Here is a 17,964-nt window from a genome sequence, read left to right on the forward strand (position 1 = left end):
ACATTGAAATTAAAGGGTATTTTCAGGTTTCGGACATGGAGGCCCGTAAACGTGTTCCAATACGCCTTATACTGGCCCTCGCCCATGAAACATGCGATAGGAAAAAGGCCTAAGCCCGCGCAGGATGCGGGCCACAGGAGCGATATTGTCGAGATTGGAAAGCCCGTGCGTATCCTTGAAGAAGCCGTCATACCCGAACTGCCCAACTATTATCGCGGCAAGGTCCGTGAGAATTACGACCTGCCTGATGGAAACCGGATCATCATATCGACAGACCGTCTAAGCGCGTTCGACCGTATTTTGACCTGTATTCCATATAAGGGACAGGTTCTGACCCAGACGGCGCGGTACTGGTTCGAGCAAACCAAGGATATCTGCCCCAATCACGTCGTCAGTTACCCCGACCCGAATGTGGTGATCGGCAAGCGTCTCGAAATCCTGCCTGTGGAGATCGTCGTGCGCGGCTATCTGGCAGGCACCACAGGCACGTCTATCCTGACGCTTTATAAGAAGGGGCAACGCCAGATGTATGGCATTACCCTTCCAGATGGGTTGAAGGACAACCAGGTCCTGCCTGAACCGATCATTACCCCAACAAGCAAGGCCTTCGATGGCGGTCACGATGAACCGCTGACACCCGACGAGATCGTCGAGAAGAAACTGTTGACGCAGGACCAGTGGAATACACTTTCCCGCTATGCACTTGCGCTCTTCAAGCGCGGACAAGAGGTTTCGGCAAAACACGGCCTCATTCTCGTCGACACCAAATACGAATTCGGCACTGACGAGAACGGCACAATCATTCTGGCGGATGAAATCCACACACCAGACAGCAGCCGCTACTGGATTGCCGAAACATACAATCAAAGCTTCGAGAATGGTTCCCGCCCCGTAAGTTTCGACAAGGACTTCGTTAGGGCCTGGGTGGCCGAACGCTGCGACCCTTATAAGGATGACATCCCGCAAATTCCCGAGGATCTCGTTCTGCAGACCTCGAAGGTCTATATTGACGCTTACGAGCGCATCACCGGCCAGAGTTTCGTTCCTGACGATAACGGCGCAACGCCTCTTGATAGAGTGCGCAAAAATCTGGAGCCGTATTTCCCCGGAGCCTGACCGTGAGCAAACCGAGCGGACAAACGCGGAAAAATGACAAGAACAACGGCCGCCCGGCAATTCGTCGGGCGCGTCGTTCCGCAGAGGAAACGCGGCGCGACATTCTCAACAAGGCCGAAGAGCTTTTCAGAGAGCGTGGCTTCGGCGCGGTTGCGATCGCCGATATCGCCGCCGCACTTTTGATGTCGCCTGCCAATGTCTTCAAGCATTTCAGTTCCAGAAATGCCCTGGTCGATGCAATCGCCTTGGAGCAGATCGGCCTCTTCGAGAGAGAAACCCATCTGCTCGACAAAGACCACCCCCCCGTCGAAAGACTGAAACACCTTGCTCGTACGCTGATGGCAAAACATCATCAGGACCTGAACGACAATCCCTATATCTTCGAAATGATTCTGCTGACGGCCAAGCAGGATTTGAAATGTGGCGACTATTACAAGACGATGATTGCCAACAGGCTCGCCGAAATCATTCAAGACGGTGTCGCCGACGGTACCTACCCCATTGCCGAACTATCAACAGAACCAGAAACGGTTCTGCACGCTCTCACGAGTGTCATTCATCCTGTCCTCATCGCCAGGGAAGGCATCGACAATTTGGCAACACGTTGTGATGAACTCGTCAAATTGATCGATGCGGGCCTGCGTAATCCGCTTGCCAGGTGACGATTCTCAATTTACGTCACCTTCTCGCGACAGCTTGCGAAGATGAGGCACCTGCGCTTCTATGAAGATCACGCATCGGACAAAAAGAGCGCCGGTTCGTCTTCTGAAGAAGCAGCTTCGTTTTCGTATCCGCATTCATGCCGTCGCAAGCCAAAGAACTCAGAGTTCGACTGATACGCAGGGAAGAAAGATGAGCCGACGTAAATTACCTATTTTCGTTTCTCTGTGCATGGCTGCGATCCTGGCGGGATGCAGCGACAGCGGTGAGAACAAGCAGGCGGCAGGTCAGGCCAATGAGCGCCCACCGTCTCCCGTAAGCGTCATTCCGATGAAAGTCAGTGAATATCCCCTGACGACGGTCCTTCCCGGTCGCGCCAGCGCCTTCCAGACGGCAGAGATCCGTCCTCGTGTCACCGGCATCATCCGCGAAATTCCCTTCAAGGAAGGTAGCGAGGTCAAGCAGGGCGATATTCTCTATCAGATCGACGACGATACCTATCTGGCGGAAGTCGCGCAGGCCAAGGCAACCGTTGCCAAGGCCGAAGCCAGCATTCCGAGCGCCCAGGCAAACCTGAGCCGCTACGAGCGCCTGGTCAACAGCGGCGCAACGCAAATCGAATATGAAAATGCCAAGGTCACTCTGCTGCAGGCTGAGGCCGATGTCGCTCAGGCCAAGGCAGCTCTGGAAACCTCCGAGATCAATCTCAATCTTACCAAGGTCCGGGCGCCCTTCGACGGCATCACCAGCACCACCGCGTTCAGCATCGGCAACGTCGTCACCGCCAATCAGACGACGGCTCTGACAACATTGCGTCGGATTGATCCGATCTACATCGAACTGATGGAATCGAGCACCAATCTTCTGCGGCTGCGCAATGCCATCGCCTCCGGCCAGCTCGGCGGAGACGCAAAAGCCACCGGCATTCACCTGACGCTCGAAGACGGCACCGAATACAAGCAGGACGGCAAGATCGACATGTCCGATATGGCCGTCAGCGAAACGACGGGCAGCTTCTCGATCCGCGCTTTGTTCGACAATCCGGATGACCTCATTCTCCCCGGAACCTATGTCCGCGCGACGCTGAACATCGGCAAGGAAAAGGGCTATCTCATTCCGCAGCGCGCCGCGAACCGGGATGCCAGCGGCAACCTGACCGCCAAATTCGTCACAGCCGAAAACAAGGTGGAAACACGCACCTTCGCGTCCAGCCAGCAATCCGGCAACGCCTGGCTTGTCACCGAAAACGTCAAGGATGGCGACAAGCTCATCGTCGACGGCTTCCAGTGGATCGCCGACGGCGCAACCGTCGCACCCGTTGAAGTCACCATCGATGACCGGGGCATCGTCGTGCAGCCGGCCCAACCGGCCGCCGCTCCCTCGAAATAAGCATAGGCAGAGAACCTTTGTTCAAAGCTCGAAAAAGATAAGGCAAGGACTGCCATGGCCCATTTCTTTATCCGGCGCCCCGTTTTCGCATGGGTTATCGCCATCGTCATCATGCTTGGCGGTGCCTTGGCCATCGCGACGCTTTCCATATCGCAGTATCCGGACATTGCGCCGACGACGGTGCGCATCAGCGCTACATATAACGGTGCAAGTGCAGAGACAGTCGAGAAATCGGTGACGACAATCATCGAAGACGGCATGACCGGTCTTGATGATCTCACCTATATGACCTCGTCATCCTCGACCGGCAGCTCCGAAGTCACACTGACGTTCGGAAACAGCATTCTGCCGGATATTGCCCAGGTTCAGGTGCAGAACAAACTGCAGCTGGTCCAGTCGCAACTGCCGGATACCGTGCAGCAGCAGGGTATCCAGGTCAGTCGCTCGACGTCGAGCATTCTGATGGTTGGCGCATTGATTTCAACAGACGGGAAGCGCAACTCCGCTGACCTCGGCGACGTGTTTTCCACCCGCATCGAAGACCAGATCAAGCGTCTTGAAGGCGTCGGCAGCATCAACGTGTTCGGCTCCGAATATGCGATGCGTATCTGGCTGGACCCATTCAAACTCAACAAATATCAACTCACCACCGCAGATGTAACGAGCGCAATCGAAAGCCAGAACACGCAGGTCTCGGTCGGCTCGCTCGGAGCGCTGCCGGCCGTAAAGGGCCAGCAGCTCAACGTGACGGTGACGGCACAGAGCCAGCTCACGACGGTTGCGGATTTCGAATCCGTCATCCTCAAAGTCGAGAAGGACGGGGCGACCGTTCGTTTGAGCGACGTCGCACGCATCGAAATCGGCCAGGAAAGCTACGGCGGCGATTCCCGATCCAACAGCCGCCCGGCGGCAGGTTTCGCGGTCAATCTCGCAACCGGCGCAAACGCCCTCGACACGGCGGCCCGCGTGAAGGATGCTTTGACGAGGGTTGAAGGCTCTCTGCCAGAAGGCGTTTCGATCGAATATCCCTACGACACGACGCCCTTCGTCAAATTGTCGATCGAGAAGGTGGTTCACACCCTGATCGAAGCGATCATCCTCGTCTTCGTCGTGCTTCTGGTGTTCCTGCAGAATCTCAGGGCAACATTCATCCCGATGATCGCGGTTCCCGTCGTTCTGCTTGGAACCTTCGGCATTCTTGCCCTCACCGGCTATTCGATCAACACGCTCACCATGTTTGCCATGGTGCTGGCGATCGGTCTTCTCGTCGATGACGCCATCGTCGTCGTTGAAAACGTCGAACGTATCATGTCGGAAGAGGGCCTTTCGCCTGTCGAAGCAACGGAAAAGTCGATGGGTGAAATTACCGGCGCAATCGTCGGTATCGCCCTCGTCTTGACTGCCGTGTTCATTCCGATGGCCTTTTTCGGCGGGTCCACCGGCATTATCTACCGCCAGTTCTCCGTGACGATCGTATCGGCAATGTTGCTTTCGGCCGTTGTCGCTATCGTGCTGACGCCAGCGCTTTGCGCCACCATGCTGAAGCCGATCGACCATCACAAGAAACAGCGTGGACCTGGCGCGTGGTTTAACCGCGGCTTCGGGAAAACCACTGACGGTTACGTTTCGACCATTGGTTATCTTCTGAAGCGTCCGCTGCGTGTCATGGTGCTTTTCGTTGCCATCATTGGCGGTTGCGCATGGTTCTTCACGAAACTGCCAAGCTCGTTCCTGCCGCAGGAAGACCAGGGCGTTTTGCTGACCATCGTACAGACGCCAACCGGCTCGAACATCGAGCGGACCAACGAAGTGGTCAAACAGGTCGAGGCCTATTTCCGTGAAAAGGAAGGCAACAACGTTGAATCCGTATTCGGTGTGCTTGGCTTCAGCTTCACCGGTTCCGGCCAGAACAACGCGATGGTGTTCACCAAGCTCAAGGACTTTTCCGAGCGCACGGCGCCGGATCAGCACGCAGCAGCGATTGTCCAGCGCGCGATGGGAACATTCTTCGGTTTCCGCGATGCGCAGGTATTTCCGCTTCTGCCGCCGGCAATTCAGGGCATGGGAACGTCCAGCGGCTTCTCGATGTACCTTGTCGACAGCGGCCGTAACGGTACTGACGCCCTGACAGCAGCATCGAAGGAACTGATCCAGCTGACCAACGGCAACCCCAACATCAGTTCGCTGCGAAGCAACAGCCGTGACAACGAATCGCAGATGAAGATCATTCTCGATCAGGAAAAGATGGGGGCCATGAGCGTCGATCTTGCATCGGTGAATCTCATGCTGTCGACGATCTTTGCCGGACGCGATGTCAACGACTTCACGCTGAACGGCGAGTTGAAGCCGGTCTACGTGCAGGGTGATGCCCCCTATCGCATGCAACCAGATGACCTGAAATACTGGTATGCCCGCAACACGAATGGTGAAATGGTACCGTTCTCGTCCTTCAGCGAAGTCACCTGGATCAATGCACCGCCGACGCTTGCGCGGTTCAACGGCACGGGCGCCATTTCGCTTGAAGGAACCGCCGGACCGGGCGTTGCGTCTGGTGACGCGATGAACGAGATGGAGCGTCTGACAGCAAGCATGCCAGGTGGTTACACCGTCGCGTGGCAGGGCATTTCCTATCAGGAACGTTTGTCCGGCTCACAGGCACCGATGCTCTATGCGCTTTCGGTCCTGATCGTCTTCCTCTGCCTTGCCGCCCTTTACGAAAGCTGGTCGATCCCGTTCTCGGTCATCATGGCCGTGCCGGTCGGCGTGCTGGGTGCATTGGGTGCTGCGCTGCTCTTCGATCAATCGAACGACGTTTATTTCAAGGTTGGCCTTTTGACGACCATCGGTCTCGCCGCCAAGAACGCCATTCTGATCGTCGAGTTTGCGAAGGAGAGGCAAGAGCACGGGCTTAGTCTGGTGGATGCGACGCTGGAAGCTGCGAAGCTTCGTCTGCGCCCAATCATCATGACCTCGCTGGCCTTTATCCTCGGTGTTGTTCCTCTTGCAATCGCAACGGGAGCAGGATCGTCGGCCCAAAATGCGATCGGTATCGGGGTGCTGGGTGGTATGCTTTCTGCAACACTCCTCGGAATTTTCTTCGTTCCGTCGTTTTTCGTGGTCATTCGCCGCCTTTCTAGGCGTTAACAAAACAAAAATGGGCTGTGCCAATTGTAAATACGCTGCTAGAAATGTTGCTGATTTGGCAGATGCTCGTTTCTACGGCACATGAGCGGCTTTGTTCGCTTCGTCATGACGCTGCATTCGGTAAGCCAACCGGAGAATTGGGAAAAATATATGCTGTCTATTCGTGCTACCATTCCCCTGACAATGCTTTTGCTGTCTGGCTGCGTTGTCGGACCAGATCACAAAACCCCGGAAATTCAGCTTCCCGGAAAATATGCAGAAGGTGGAAAAACCAGTAACGGTGACATCAGCAGTGTTGCCTGGTGGACGGGGTTCAACGATAGCCGCCTGAACGGCTATGTCTCGACCGGTCTTGCGCAGAACCTCACGGTCCTGCAGGCCCTCGAGCGCATCAATCAGGCCGAGGCCAACGTTGTCGCAGCCGGCGCCGGTTCGCTTCCAAGCCTCACGGCAAGTGGCCAGCACACCACAAGCCAGACCAAGGGCAGTTATCGCGACGTTCCCGTCACGAACGCCTCGTCCGGTGGCCTGAGCGTTTCCTGGCTGCTTGACCTGTTCGGTCAGTACCGTCGCGCCAAGGAAAGCGCCAATGCCTCGCTCGACGCCGCCTATTCCAACGTCGACACCCAGCGTCTGACGCTGATTTCGGCAGTTGCCGCCGCCTATATCGACGCTCGCTACTATCAGGAGCGCATCGCGATCGCGAAACAGAACCTCGGTTCTCGCCGCGAAACGCTCGACCTGACCAAGCTGCAGCTCGAGGCAGGTGCTGCATCGCGCCTCGACGTTGTGCAGTCCGAGGGCCTCGTGAATTCGACATTGTCGGAAATTCCGGGTCTTGAGACGAATTTCCGTCGCTCGGCCCACCGCATCGCCACCCTGCTCGGCATGCCGGCTTCGTCGCTTCTCACGGAGCTTCAGAAGGGTTCTCGCCAGCCAGTTGCCCGCAGCGTCCCGCGCACCGGCATTCCGGCAGATCTCATTCGCAACCGTCCGGACATCCGTGCGGCCGAACGCGAACTGGCAGCAGCCGTTGCGAGCATCGGTGTTGCCGAATCGCGACTTTATCCGAGCATCGAGCTCGGCGGCTCCATCACGCCAAGCTACAACTTCATCAGCGGCGGCAGCCGCGGATCGGCAAATAGCTGGTCGTTTGGTCCGAGCATCGTCCTGCCGATTCTGGATGGCGGCACCATCCGCGCCAACATCGATCTGACGAACTCGCAGGCTCGCGAACAGTATCTCGTCTGGAAGGCGACGGTTCTGAACGCTGTGGAAGAAGTTGAAAACGCGCTGGCTGCCATCAATCGCGATCAGCGGACTGCCGATGCGTTGCGCAAGACGGTTGCCTCCTATCAGGAAGCCCTGCAGCTCTCGACCGCGAGCTATCGTGACGGCGCATCCTCGCTGCTCGACGTTCTCGATGCGCAGCGTCAGGTTTCCACCGCTCAGGCAAGTCTTGCTCAGGCCGTACAGCAGACCGCCCAGGACTATGTTTCTCTGAGCGTCGCTCTCGGTGGTGGTTATGCCTATGGCCAGACCGCACCGAAGAAGGTCACGGAAACACAGACTGTCGCAAAGGGCATGTAACAAGCCTTTCGCAACAACAAAAAAACCCGCGCTTTGCGCGGGTTTTTTTATGCCAACACATCCGTCAAATCAGGCAATAAAAAAGCACCGGTTTCCCGGTGCTTTTTGCATTTTCGGATCTGGATCGGCGCATCACCTCAAATAGCGGAAACGCTCCGAATGCGCCCGCGAGCACACATCCAGTGATCAGTTCTTGGCGCGCTCAACGTAGGAGTTGTCTTCCGTCGCGATCACAACACGAATACCGGCATCGATGTGCGGCGGAACCATGGTGCGAATACCGTTGGAGAGAATTGCCGGCTTGTAGGATGAAGACGCGGTCTGGCCCTTGACGACCGGTTCGGTCTCAGAGATTTCCAGCGTGACGTGGCGCGGCAGTTCGACGGAAAGCGGAAGGCCTTCGTGGATGGAAAGAACGCAGGTCATGCCTTCCTGGAGGTAAGCCTTCTGGTCACCCATCGTATCAACATCGACAACGACCTGATCGTAGCTCTCAGGGTTCATGAAGTGGAAGCCTTCGCCGTCTTCATAAAGGAACTGGAAGTTCAGGTCTTCAACAAACGCGCGCTCGACCTGTTCGGTGGTGCGCCAGCGCTCGGAAACCTTCACGCCATCGACGATGCGGCGCATGTCGACCTGCGTAACCGGGGTACCCTTGCCAGGGTGAAAGTTCTGGGCAGTGAGGACGACGTACAGCTTGCCGTCGACGTCGAGAACATTGCCCTTGCGGACGGATGAGGCGATAACCTTGACCATATGAGCTCCTTGTAACTCGATGAAATGCGTCGTAAAGGACTGCGCGGCTGCACCGACCCGGTAGACGTTTTGTCTTTTTTCTGGGGCGCAACTACCTTAAATCCGTGCGAATTGCCAGCCTTCTACAGCAATTCCGGGAAGAGTGCCTAGCGCTTTTCGGTCCAGAACTGCTTTAAATGGTATGATCGCACATGTAGCGGAGAAAAATCTCTGCAATGCCGCCGCCGCAACGACGGAAAAGAAGACAGGAAAATGGATTCAAGCAAACAGAAAGTATCGTCCTGGTGGAGGCCTGATGTTCATGCAGACCGTCGCGCCTTTCTGATCGGACGAAATGCGATCCAGTCTGCCTTCCGCGGTTATTTTGCCCGCAAGGATTTTCTCGAAGTCGATACTGCGACCCTGCAAATCTCGCCCGGAAACGAGACTCATCTACACGCTTTCACGACACAGGGCATCACCACAAGTGGCGACAAGGCCGCACTTTACCTTCACACCTCGCCCGAATTCGCCTGCAAGAAATTGCTTGCAGCGGGTGAAAAACGCATCTCCTGTTTCGCCCATGTTTATAGAAACCGTGAGCGCGGCCCCCTGCACCATCCTGAATTTACGATGCTTGAATGGTACCGTTCCGGCGAGACATATGAAACGCTGATGAATGACAGTGCCGAACTTCTTGCACTTGCAGCCGAAACGGCGAAAACCAGAACCTTCACCTATCGTGGCCGCAGCGTCGATCCGTTTCTGGCGCCTGAACGCTTGAGCGTCGCGGAAGCGTTTGAGCGATATGCAAGTATCGATCTTCTCGCAACGATCAGCCGGAATGGTGAAACCGACGCCAGGCACCTCGCCGCGAACCTCATCAACGCAGGCATCCGTGTTGCTGACGACGACACCTGGGCGGACATGTTCAGCCGTGTCATCGTCGAACGGGTGGAGCCTGAGCTCGGTTTCGGACGAGCCACCATTCTTGATGAATATCCAACAAGCGAAGCCGCCCTCGCTCGAAAATCGCCGGCAGATGCACGTGTTGCAGAACGCTTCGAGCTTTATGCCTGCGGCGTGGAACTCGCTAATGCCTTTGGCGAATTGACCGACGCAACAGAACAACGGCGACGCTTTGAAGCCGAAATGCTGGAAAAGCAGCGCGTCTATGGAGAGATCTATCCGCTCGACGAGGATTTTCTTGCTGCGTTGGACATCATGCCGGCAGCAAGCGGAATAGCGCTTGGTTTTGACCGCGTGGTTATGCTGGCAACCGGTGCGCCGCGCATCGATCTCGTTATGTGGGCACCCGTTGCGGAATATGGGCAATGACTGCAGCCGAAACCATCAAGACACCCGAAGCGCTGTTTGATGCAGGTCTGATAGACGCCAGTGCGCTTGATGGCCTGCGAGCAGTGGCACAACGTTATGCCGTGGCAATCACGCCCTCGATTGCCGCGTTGGTCGATCCGGCTGATCCGGCCGACCCGATTGCATTGCAGTTTGTTCCGACCGAAGCCGAGCTTCTACAGCTTCCAGAAGAACGTGACGACCCGATCGGCGACAAGCCGCATAGTCCCGTCCACGGCATCGTCCACCGATATCCGGACAGGGTGTTGCTGAAGGCCGTGCATGTCTGCCCCGTCTATTGTCGTTTCTGCTTCCGCCGTGAAACGGTCGGCCCGCAAGGAAGTGGTACGATGAGCCCGGACGAACTGGATGCAGCATTCGACTACATCAGATCTCACCCGGAAATATGGGAAGTAATTCTGACGGGTGGCGATCCGCTCGTGCTATCGCCACGCAGACTTTCCGGTCTGATGCAGCGACTGCGCGACATTCCGCATGTCAAAATCGTTCGTTTCCATACGCGGGTGCCGGTTGTTGATCCGGCCCGTATTGACAGCGCACTGATCGATGCGCTGAAGGGGAGCGGCAAGACGACCTATGTTGCACTTCATGCAAACCATGCGCGTGAGCTCACAGATGTGGCAAGGGGAGCCTGCGACCGTTTGGTGGATGCTGGAATTGTCATGATCAGCCAGACGGTATTGCTGCGGGGCATCAATGATGACCCAGCGGTTCTTGCGGACCTTATGCGTGCCTTCGTCGAAACCCGCATCAAGCCTTATTACCTGCATCATCCGGATCTTGCGCCCGGCACCAGCCATTTTCGGCTTAGCATAGAAGACGGGCAGCGAATCGTTTCCGCGCTGCGCGGGCGAATCTCTGGTCTGTGCCAGCCGACCTATGTTCTCGATATTCCCGGCGGATATGGCAAAGCCGTTATCGGCGAGAATGCGGCGAAAAAAACACCAGAGGGTTGTTACTCAGTCTCTGATTTCAACGGAAACGATCATATCTACCCACCCATGGACGGGAACGGCAATTAAAAAGCCAATCAAAAGCCCGCATTTCCGGGCTTTTGAAACCTGACGTTTTCAGAAACAAAAATTTCACATTTCCGCCCATCTCCTGTCATCATACAGAAAAATATTCTACCTATAACAATTGGCATTGATTTTAACGCCGATCCGGACTATCTGTCGTTTGAACTGGAGAACGAGTATCCTGATATTCCGGGTCAACACCAACACAGGGAGTGTGTCATGTCGAAATATCCGCGCATCGTCGCAATCCTTGGTCTTGAATCCCGGGATGGTGGATTTAAATCCACATGTTCCCGCTGCTGTCGAATGTGACTTAACCGTCTCAATCATCTGAAAATTCAGTTCGACAACATGCTGTGAGATATAGCCACAGCGGGAGTGTATTATGCAGAAGCAAGTTATTGAATTCGCTGGCGAACCGGTCGGCATCGTTATTCCGGACAATGACCGGTTGAAGTTCATTGCAGTCAAGTTTCACGTTCATGATCTGGACGAACAGAAATTTGACAGCGCCGACGACGTACGCATTGCAATCCGCAATCTCGTGCGCGAGCGGAACTTCGCCGCTGTCGCTTGATGGAATGCATTTTCCGACAGTTTAAAAACCGATCAGAAAAACAAAAGCGCGCCCGATACTGATATCGACGGCGCGCTTTTTTGTTGTAACGCGTTTCGGCTTCAGAACGCAGTGAACGTCAAGGTGGTCAAAGACCGCACGATGCCGGGAATGTTGACGATGTTCTGGTTGATGAACTTGCCGATATCTTCCTCCGGCCCGAGATAGATTTTCAGCATCAGATCATATTCGCCGCTCGTCGAATACAGTTCGGAAACGAGTTCGGTCTTGTAGATGGCGTCGGCGACATCGTAGGTCTTGCCGGGTTCACATTGAAGCTGAACAAAGATTGGCTTCACGGACGTCTCCCGTGGTTGGATTCGCAATAAATGGCTTTACCCTGCGGGCATGCCGCACTATTGGCGCACCCGCATTCGTCTTGCAAGACCGTTCCGAGCCCGCCGTAAAAAAGTGTGCGACCATTTTGACCATAGTACGTAGAGCTGCGTCAGCCTCGCGACACGCCGCGCAATTGAATATCGCCCTTTTTTGCCTGGCCGACGATCCAGTTCCTAAAACTTTCAAGCGGCAAATAACCTGCCCTGTCCGACATGCAGGCCAGATAATAGGCCTCTTCACTTTCAAGCGTTCCTGAAACTGCTTTGACCAGTTTGCCGGTTTGCATCTCATCTTCGATCATGAAGGAGGGAATGAGTGCCACTCCAACACCGAAAGACGCCGCCTCGGCAATCGTCGTAAACTGGTCAAACAGCATGCCATGCAGATTGTCGAAACCCACATCATGGCTTCGGAACCACTTTTCCCAGGCATCGGGACGGGTCGTCATGTGCAACAGCGGCACATTCAGCAAATGAGCCGGGTCAGAAAGACCATGTCGTTCCTTGAAGTCAGGGCTACAGACCGGCACCACGCTTTCATGCATCAGGAAAACGAGTTCCGCCCCCGGCCAATGCGGCAAACCGAAATGAATGGCCGCATCGACAGTTTCGGTCCTGAAGTCGAACACAGACGAGCGCGTCAGGAGATTAACCGATATTCCCGGACAGGCCGCGATGAAATCGGGGAGGCGCGGCACCAGCCAGCGTGTCCCGAAACTCGGCAGAACTGCAAGATTGAGCGTGCCACCGTCGGGATTGGCGCGCAGATTGAGCGAGGCGGTGGAAATGCGGCGCAAAGCCTCGCGAATTTCGCGTGCATAACCCTCCCCCGCGCGGGTAAGCCGGATCGTCTGGCGTTCGCGTAAAAAAAGTGCCACGCCAAGCTGCTCCTCAAGCGCGAGAATTTGTCGACTGACCGCTCCTTGCGTCAGCCCCAGTTCCCGAGCCGCCGCCGACACGCTGCCGATACGCGAGGCAGCCTCGAACGCCGCGAGAAGAGACAATGACGGCAAAAATCTACGCGGCGGAAGAACCATATTCCCTCACGGAATGAACTCTTGACGATATGTCGATATTCACCATGCGCGCCCGGCTGTAAAGTCTTCGGAACAAGGGCTTATCACTCATATATAATCAGCATGGATAGGCCCAAAAAATGGTGGAACGATGTACAACAACCCCCGCTCTCATGGCCTTTGGGAAAAGACCGCGCCCCAGCCCCCTGCAACCTCTTCATTGACGGAAACGGTCCATGCCGACGTCGTCGTCGTTGGAGGCGGTTTCACCGGCCAGTCAGCAGCACTTCATCTGGCGGAAAGAGGTGTGAACGTCATTCTTCTCGAAGCAAAACAGATCGGCTTCGGGGGCGCTGGCCGCAATGTCGGCCTGATCAATGGCGGCATGTGGGTCATGCCTCAGGAACTGCCGGGGGTTCTGGGCCCGGTCTATGGTGAGCGCCTTCTCAACCTGTTGGGCGATGCGCCGCTCACTGTCCGAGACCTGATCGAAAAACACGACATCGCCTGCGAGATGGAAAAGAACGGCACCCTGCATTGCGCGGTCGGCGAAAAGGGGCTGGCGGAAATCCACGCCCGATGTGAACAGTGGGCAGCGCGCGGCGCACCGGTCCGGGTTCTCGACGCCGACGAGACCGCAAAGCGTATCGGCAGCCCGGCCTACTCCGGTGCGCTTCTCGATACCCGCGCAGGCACACTGCAACCGCTTGCCTATGTCCGCGGCCTTGCAAAGGCTGCCGCGAAGGCCGGGGCACGCATCTTCACCGAAAGCCCTGTCATCGCCACGGAACGCGACGGAAACCGATGGGTCGTCAAGACACCGCAGGGCGCGGTCTCATCCGACTGGATCATCGTCGCAACCGAGGCTTACAGCACGGGACCTTGGAAAATCGTGCGGGAAGAGCAGGTCTACCTTCCCTACTTCAACCTTGCCACCCGGCCACTGAGCGACAATCTGCAAAAAAGCGTCCTGCCAAACCGCGAAGGATGCTGGGATACCAAGGAAATCCTGTCGTCTTTCCGGATGGACAAGGCCGGCAGATTGGTGTTCGGCAGCGTTGGCGCCTTGCGTGGAACGGGTACAGCCATCCACAGGAGCTGGGCAAGACGATCGCTGAAACGGCTCTTTCCGCAGCTTGCCGACATCGAGTTCGAATGCGAATGGTATGGCCAGATCGGCATGACCGACAACGCACTGCCGCGCTTCCACAAATTTGCAGACAAGGTCGTGGGCTTCTCCGGCTATAACGGCAGAGGCATCGCACCAGGCACGATTTTCGGCCGTACGATTGCCCACCATGTCCTGGGTGACATTTCCGAAGACGACCTGCCCTTGCCTGTGACCGATCCTCAAGCCCAGCCATTTCGTGCGCTGAAGGAAAGCTACTACGAAGCAGGCGCACAACTTGCCCATTTCGCCGGCGAGCGCTTCTAAAAATCGTCACACACAATAAAGCCGCCTGACCATTGGGCGTCTCCATTGCCAAAAATAGCAGCTCTGCGTATTGATTTCATGGTTGAGTTGAGGAGGAGAATCTTCTCAACCTGACCTTGCCTTGACGGATATGGAGCCACAAGTCGAACTTGGCGCGTTCTGATGGAGGAAACGGCGGGACCACAGACCGAATGGAACATCCAGAGTGGTCATTTAAAGTGAAGATATTCAGAATATGCATCTGATCGATCAGAGGCAAAATCACGGTCAGAGATGCAGCCGATACGACATCGATTTGTTGATCGTGTGGCCCTGCTGCCTGCCATCTGCGTGGTACTGACGGTATTATATGTATTGGGGGACTTTTAAGTGATTGATTACGTTGCGGGCCTGCCCGCATTTTTGGGATATTTCTTCATCGGACTTGCCGCATACGCTGCTTTCGCTGCCATATACACCCGACTGACCCCTCATCGGGAGGCGGAGCTTATCCAAGAGGGAAACCTTGCAGCCGTTATAGCTTTTCTCGGCGCACTGATCGGTTTCAGTCTGCCGCTTGCATCTGCAGCAGCCCATTCTGTCAGCATCGTCGACTACGTCATCTGGGCCGTAATTGGCATCGCCGCCCAAGTGCTCGCTTTCTACATTGCCAATTTCACGATGAAGAACCTCCATGACAAGATCACAAGCGGCGATATCGCAGCCGGATTGTGGGGTGGCGGTGTGGCGCTCGCGATCGGCATCCTCAATGCCGCCTGCATGACGTATTGAGGAGAGAAAATGCGCAGACGTTTGAGCGGGCACACACGCCCAATCCTCATTTTCGGCTCCCTCGCCGCATACGCTTTGTTTCTTCACAACTGTACCAAGACCCCGCCCTACAACGTCATGTTCACCTCCGTGGATGAGTGCGTTTCCTCTGGCATGGATACGCGGGTCTGCCAGACCGCCTATCAAGATGCCATGCAGACGCATCTCACAAACGCTCCGCGTTTCGATGGCATGGCGGCCTGCGAGGATGAGTACGGAAAATTTCAGTGCACTGAGCAACAAGGGCTAAAGTCGAGCGGGACGAGCGGCGGCTCCTTTACGCCGTTCATGACCGGATATTTTCTGTCTTCCACGATCAAAAACATCGCTGACTATAACAACTACCGTCGAGAGGAAAACGAAGAGGAAAGCAGCTCTTCCGGCGGCGCAGGTATCAGCGCTTCCCAACCGGTCTATCGCAACCGCACTGGCCAGACGGTAACACCGATGATGACGGCAAACCGCGCGCACAGCGATACTGAAATCACAACAACGCGCGCCACCCAGATGGTCAATGTAAAAACCCAGAGCGTTTCGCGTGAAGGTTTCGGCGGACGTTCATTTAGCAGCAGCGGTTGATATGAAACGCATAGCCATTACGGCCCGACCCGACTGGCGCGAGAAAGCGCGCGCCGTCGGCTTTGGCTTTCATGAAATGTACGGCGAACCCTATTGGGTCGATGACACCGCTTACGTCTTTTCGTTTGAAGAAATCGAGACAGAAATCGAGGCCCCAAGCCAGGAATTGCACGATATGTGCATGGACATGGTCGGCGACATCGTCACCAGTGAAGAGATGCTCGACAGGCTGGCCATACCGCACGACATGCGCGACGTGGTCCTGCGATCCTGGCAACGCGGAGATCGCCATCTCTATGGACGGTTCGATCTGGCGTATGACGGATCGGGGCCGGTCAAACTGCTCGAATACAATGCGGACACGCCGACATCCATATTCGAGGCAGCCTATTTCCAATATGATTGGCTGACAGATCAAATCTTGAGCGGCCAACTGCCGGACAGTGCGGATCAATACAATCTTCTGCAGGAAAGCCTGATCGAGGCTTTTGCGCAGTTCTCCAAGGAACCGATTTTCCATTTCGCTGCCGCGACCCGAAATGAAGAGGATCGCGGCACGACGGTGTACCTGATGGATTGCGCCCTGCAGGCAGGTCATCGCGTCGAGCTTATCGACATCAACGACATCGGGATCGACGCGAAAGGGCGATATACCGATCTTCAAGATCAGGTAATCGATCGCTGTTTCAAACTTTATCCTTGGGAACATATGCTGCGCGAGCCCTACGCCCGCCAATTGGCAAAATCCGGCGACGTGTTCATCGAACCGGCCTGGAAATCGGTTCTCTCCAACAAGGGGCTACTGCCGCTTTTATGGCAACGGCATCCCAATCATCCCAACCTGTTGCCGAGCTTCTTTGCCGACACCCCGGCAGCAACAGGCCTGATGGATTACGTGCGCAAACCGCTTCTTTCCCGTGAGGGAGAAAACGTCACCATTGTTCGCGAAGGACACGACGTGATCGAAGCTCCTGGCGAATATGGCGAGGAGGGCTTTATCATACAGGCCTATTCGCCACTTTTCGAAAGCGAGGCGGGCTACGCCGTGCTCGGAAGTTGGGTGATCGGCGACCGCGCTTGTGGTCTGGGCGTCCGTGAGGATCAATCACGAATTACCGCCAACTTGTCCCGCTTCGTACCGCACGTCATCATCGACTGATTTGATCAAAAGCGGCCATTTTCCATCCTGATCCTGCAAAGACGTCTCGACGTTTTTACAAGATCGATATGTTCTTGAAAATATAATGATGGCGATGTACGGCTAGCGTTATATTCACGAAAATATCTCGATACCGGGGAATGATTATGAAGCTTCTGCGCCGCACTTTTTTCAGATCTGTTGCTGCCGCCACATCCATGGTGCTGGCCGCGTCATTTGGCGCCCTACCGGCCAACGCCGCCGAAAAGGTGACTGTTTTTGCAGCCGCGAGCATGAAGAATGCTCTTGATGCCATCAATGGCGAATGGGCCAAGGAGACCGGCAACGAGGCCACGGTGTCTTATGCGGCAAGCTCTGCACTTGCCAAACAGATCGAAGCCGGCGCGCCTGCCGATATCTTCATTTCCGCCGATCTCGCATGGATGGATTACGTTGCAGACAAGAAGCTGATCGACACCGCGACCCGCTCCAACCTTCTTGGCAACCGGATCGTTCTCGTCGCTCCTGCCGACAAGGCCAAACCCGTTGAGATCGGCCAGGGCTTTGATCTTGCCAGCCTGGTTGGCGATGGCCGATTGGCGATGGGCGCCGTGGATTCCGTTCCGGCTGGAAAATATGGCAAGGCTGCACTGGAAAAGCTTGGCGTGTGGGCGTCAGTCGAGAAGAAAGTCGCGGGCGCTGAAAGCGTGCGCGCCGCACTGCTTCTCGTTTCGCGCGGCGAAGCACCTTATGGCATCGTCTACCAGACAGATGCTGCCGCCGACCCGGGCGTGAAAATTGTCGGCACCTTCCCTGAAGACAGCCATCCGGCAATCATCTATCCGGTCGCTGTACTTTCGGAGGCCAAGTCCCCGGCGGCCAAATCCTATCTCGAATTCCTGAAGTCGGAAAAAGCCAAGCCATTCTTTGAACAGCAAGGCTTTACGGTTTTGAAGTAAGGTGATCGCCGTGGCTTCCGAACAACGGCAGCCACGGCTTTTC

Annotated in this window: 16 protein-coding genes; 13 read left to right on the plus strand and 3 right to left on the minus strand. The window is 55.8% G+C overall.

All coding sequences use genetic code 11. The features are described from left to right. Window positions 1-165: 165 nt before the first annotated feature. The 5 genes from ACIQT8_RS18400 to ACIQT8_RS18420 all read left to right on the plus strand — a co-directional run bounded on the left by ACIQT8_RS18400 (window position 166) and on the right by ACIQT8_RS18420 (window position 7,899). On the plus strand, window positions 166-1,116 hold the full coding sequence (locus ACIQT8_RS18400) for a phosphoribosylaminoimidazolesuccinocarboxamide synthase (RefSeq protein ID WP_400968100.1): 951 nt from the start codon (window positions 166-168) through the stop codon (window positions 1,114-1,116). 2 nt (window positions 1,117-1,118) lie between these two features. Continuing rightward, window positions 1,119-1,778, plus strand: a complete 660-nt coding sequence (locus tag ACIQT8_RS18405) for a TetR family transcriptional regulator (protein WP_400968103.1) — start codon at window positions 1,119-1,121, stop codon at window positions 1,776-1,778. Between the two features lie 190 nt (window positions 1,779-1,968). Further along, entirely contained in the window at window positions 1,969-3,165 is a 1,197-nt protein-coding gene (locus ACIQT8_RS18410; RefSeq protein WP_400968106.1) for an efflux RND transporter periplasmic adaptor subunit, read from the plus strand. A gap of 54 nt (window positions 3,166-3,219) precedes the next feature. After that, a complete protein-coding gene (locus ACIQT8_RS18415) occupies window positions 3,220-6,309 on the plus strand; it encodes an efflux RND transporter permease subunit (RefSeq protein ID WP_138795383.1) in 3,090 nt (1,029 codons plus the stop codon). 150 nt (window positions 6,310-6,459) lie between these two features. After that, window positions 6,460-7,899: an efflux transporter outer membrane subunit gene (locus tag ACIQT8_RS18420; RefSeq protein ID WP_400968109.1), complete on the plus strand. Its 1,440-nt coding sequence runs from the start codon at window positions 6,460-6,462 to the stop codon at window positions 7,897-7,899. A 186-nt stretch (window positions 7,900-8,085) separates the two neighbouring features. Here ACIQT8_RS18420 and efp read toward each other — a convergent pair whose 3' ends face one another. Continuing rightward, window positions 8,086-8,655: an elongation factor P gene (gene efp / locus ACIQT8_RS18425; protein ID WP_400968112.1), complete on the minus strand. Its 570-nt coding sequence runs from the start codon at window positions 8,653-8,655 to the stop codon at window positions 8,086-8,088. A 252-nt stretch (window positions 8,656-8,907) separates the two neighbouring features. Here efp and epmA point away from each other — a divergent pair, with 252 nt between their 5' ends. The 3 genes from epmA (at window position 8,908) to ACIQT8_RS18440 (ending at window position 11,607) form a co-directional block, all read left to right on the plus strand. Then, window positions 8,908-9,972 carry an EF-P lysine aminoacylase EpmA gene (epmA, locus tag ACIQT8_RS18430; protein ID WP_400968115.1) on the plus strand — a complete coding sequence of 355 codons (1,065 nt, stop codon included), beginning with the start codon at window positions 8,908-8,910 and terminating at the stop codon, window positions 9,970-9,972. Beyond that, the gene (locus tag ACIQT8_RS18435; protein ID WP_400968118.1) at window positions 9,969-11,033 is read left to right on the plus strand and encodes a lysine-2,3-aminomutase-like protein; all 1,065 of its coding nucleotides are present in this window, start codon (window positions 9,969-9,971) and stop codon (window positions 11,031-11,033) included. The genes epmA and ACIQT8_RS18435 overlap by 4 nt, the downstream gene beginning before the upstream one ends. A gap of 382 nt (window positions 11,034-11,415) precedes the next feature. Next, window positions 11,416-11,607 (plus strand): hypothetical protein, encoded by a 192-nt coding sequence (locus ACIQT8_RS18440; RefSeq protein ID WP_138795378.1) that lies wholly within the window; start codon window positions 11,416-11,418, stop codon window positions 11,605-11,607. Window positions 11,608-11,708: 101 nt separating this feature from the next. On the opposite strand, the gene ACIQT8_RS18445 is transcribed toward ACIQT8_RS18440, so the two are convergent. Both ACIQT8_RS18445 and ACIQT8_RS18450 read right to left on the minus strand, forming a co-directional pair. Beyond that, window positions 11,709-11,945 (minus strand): Lrp/AsnC ligand binding domain-containing protein, encoded by a 237-nt coding sequence (locus tag ACIQT8_RS18445; RefSeq protein ID WP_400968122.1) that lies wholly within the window; start codon window positions 11,943-11,945, stop codon window positions 11,709-11,711. Between the two features lie 149 nt (window positions 11,946-12,094). Next, complete coding sequence (locus ACIQT8_RS18450) at window positions 12,095-13,021, minus strand: LysR family transcriptional regulator (RefSeq protein WP_400968125.1); 927 nt, start codon at window positions 13,019-13,021, stop codon at window positions 12,095-12,097. A 130-nt stretch (window positions 13,022-13,151) separates the two neighbouring features. Between ACIQT8_RS18450 and ACIQT8_RS18455 the strand changes: the two genes are divergently transcribed. From ACIQT8_RS18455 to modA, 5 genes are all read left to right on the plus strand, one after another. Then, window positions 13,152-14,435, plus strand: a complete 1,284-nt coding sequence (locus ACIQT8_RS18455) for an NAD(P)/FAD-dependent oxidoreductase (protein ID WP_400968128.1) — start codon at window positions 13,152-13,154, stop codon at window positions 14,433-14,435. 369 nt (window positions 14,436-14,804) lie between these two features. Then, window positions 14,805-15,206 carry a DUF350 domain-containing protein gene (locus ACIQT8_RS18460; RefSeq protein WP_400968131.1) on the plus strand — a complete coding sequence of 134 codons (402 nt, stop codon included), beginning with the start codon at window positions 14,805-14,807 and terminating at the stop codon, window positions 15,204-15,206. 9 nt (window positions 15,207-15,215) lie between these two features. Continuing rightward, complete coding sequence (locus ACIQT8_RS18465) at window positions 15,216-15,824, plus strand: DUF1190 domain-containing protein (protein WP_400968134.1); 609 nt, start codon at window positions 15,216-15,218, stop codon at window positions 15,822-15,824. A gap of 1 nt (window position 15,825) precedes the next feature. After that, complete coding sequence (locus ACIQT8_RS18470; protein ID WP_400968137.1) at window positions 15,826-16,983, plus strand: glutathionylspermidine synthase family protein; 1,158 nt, start codon at window positions 15,826-15,828, stop codon at window positions 16,981-16,983. A 146-nt stretch (window positions 16,984-17,129) separates the two neighbouring features. After that, window positions 17,130-17,921, plus strand: a complete 792-nt coding sequence (gene modA, locus ACIQT8_RS18475) for a molybdate ABC transporter substrate-binding protein (RefSeq protein ID WP_400968140.1) — start codon at window positions 17,130-17,132, stop codon at window positions 17,919-17,921. Window positions 17,922-17,964: the final 43 nt, after the last annotated feature.

The sequence above is a fragment of the Agrobacterium sp. NPDC090273 genome (assembly GCF_044772305.1).
GTDB lineage: Bacteria > Pseudomonadota > Alphaproteobacteria > Rhizobiales > Rhizobiaceae > Agrobacterium.

Bases quoted from the DNA above. Each gene is read 5' to 3' on its own strand.
- ACIQT8_RS18410 (WP_400968106.1), top strand. From the start codon at position 1,969: ATGAGCCGACGTAAATTACCTATTTTCGTTTCTCTGTGCATGGCTGCG.
- ACIQT8_RS18415 (WP_138795383.1), top strand. From the start codon at position 3,220: ATGGCCCATTTCTTTATCCGGCGCCCCGTTTTCGCATGGGTTATCGCC.
- ACIQT8_RS18420 (WP_400968109.1), top strand. From the start codon at position 6,460: ATGCTGTCTATTCGTGCTACCATTCCCCTGACAATGCTTTTGCTGTCT.
- efp (WP_400968112.1), bottom strand. From the start codon at position 8,655: ATGGTCAAGGTTATCGCCTCATCCGTCCGCAAGGGCAATGTTCTCGAC.
- epmA (WP_400968115.1), top strand. From the start codon at position 8,908: ATGGATTCAAGCAAACAGAAAGTATCGTCCTGGTGGAGGCCTGATGTT.
- ACIQT8_RS18435 (WP_400968118.1), top strand. From the start codon at position 9,969: ATGACTGCAGCCGAAACCATCAAGACACCCGAAGCGCTGTTTGATGCA.
- ACIQT8_RS18440 (WP_138795378.1), top strand. From the start codon at position 11,416: ATGCAGAAGCAAGTTATTGAATTCGCTGGCGAACCGGTCGGCATCGTT.
- ACIQT8_RS18450 (WP_400968125.1), bottom strand. From the start codon at position 13,021: ATGGTTCTTCCGCCGCGTAGATTTTTGCCGTCATTGTCTCTTCTCGCG.
- ACIQT8_RS18455 (WP_400968128.1), top strand. From the start codon at position 13,152: ATGTACAACAACCCCCGCTCTCATGGCCTTTGGGAAAAGACCGCGCCC.
- ACIQT8_RS18465 (WP_400968134.1), top strand. From the start codon at position 15,216: ATGCGCAGACGTTTGAGCGGGCACACACGCCCAATCCTCATTTTCGGC.
- ACIQT8_RS18470 (WP_400968137.1), top strand. From the start codon at position 15,826: ATGAAACGCATAGCCATTACGGCCCGACCCGACTGGCGCGAGAAAGCG.
- modA (WP_400968140.1), top strand. From the start codon at position 17,130: ATGAAGCTTCTGCGCCGCACTTTTTTCAGATCTGTTGCTGCCGCCACA.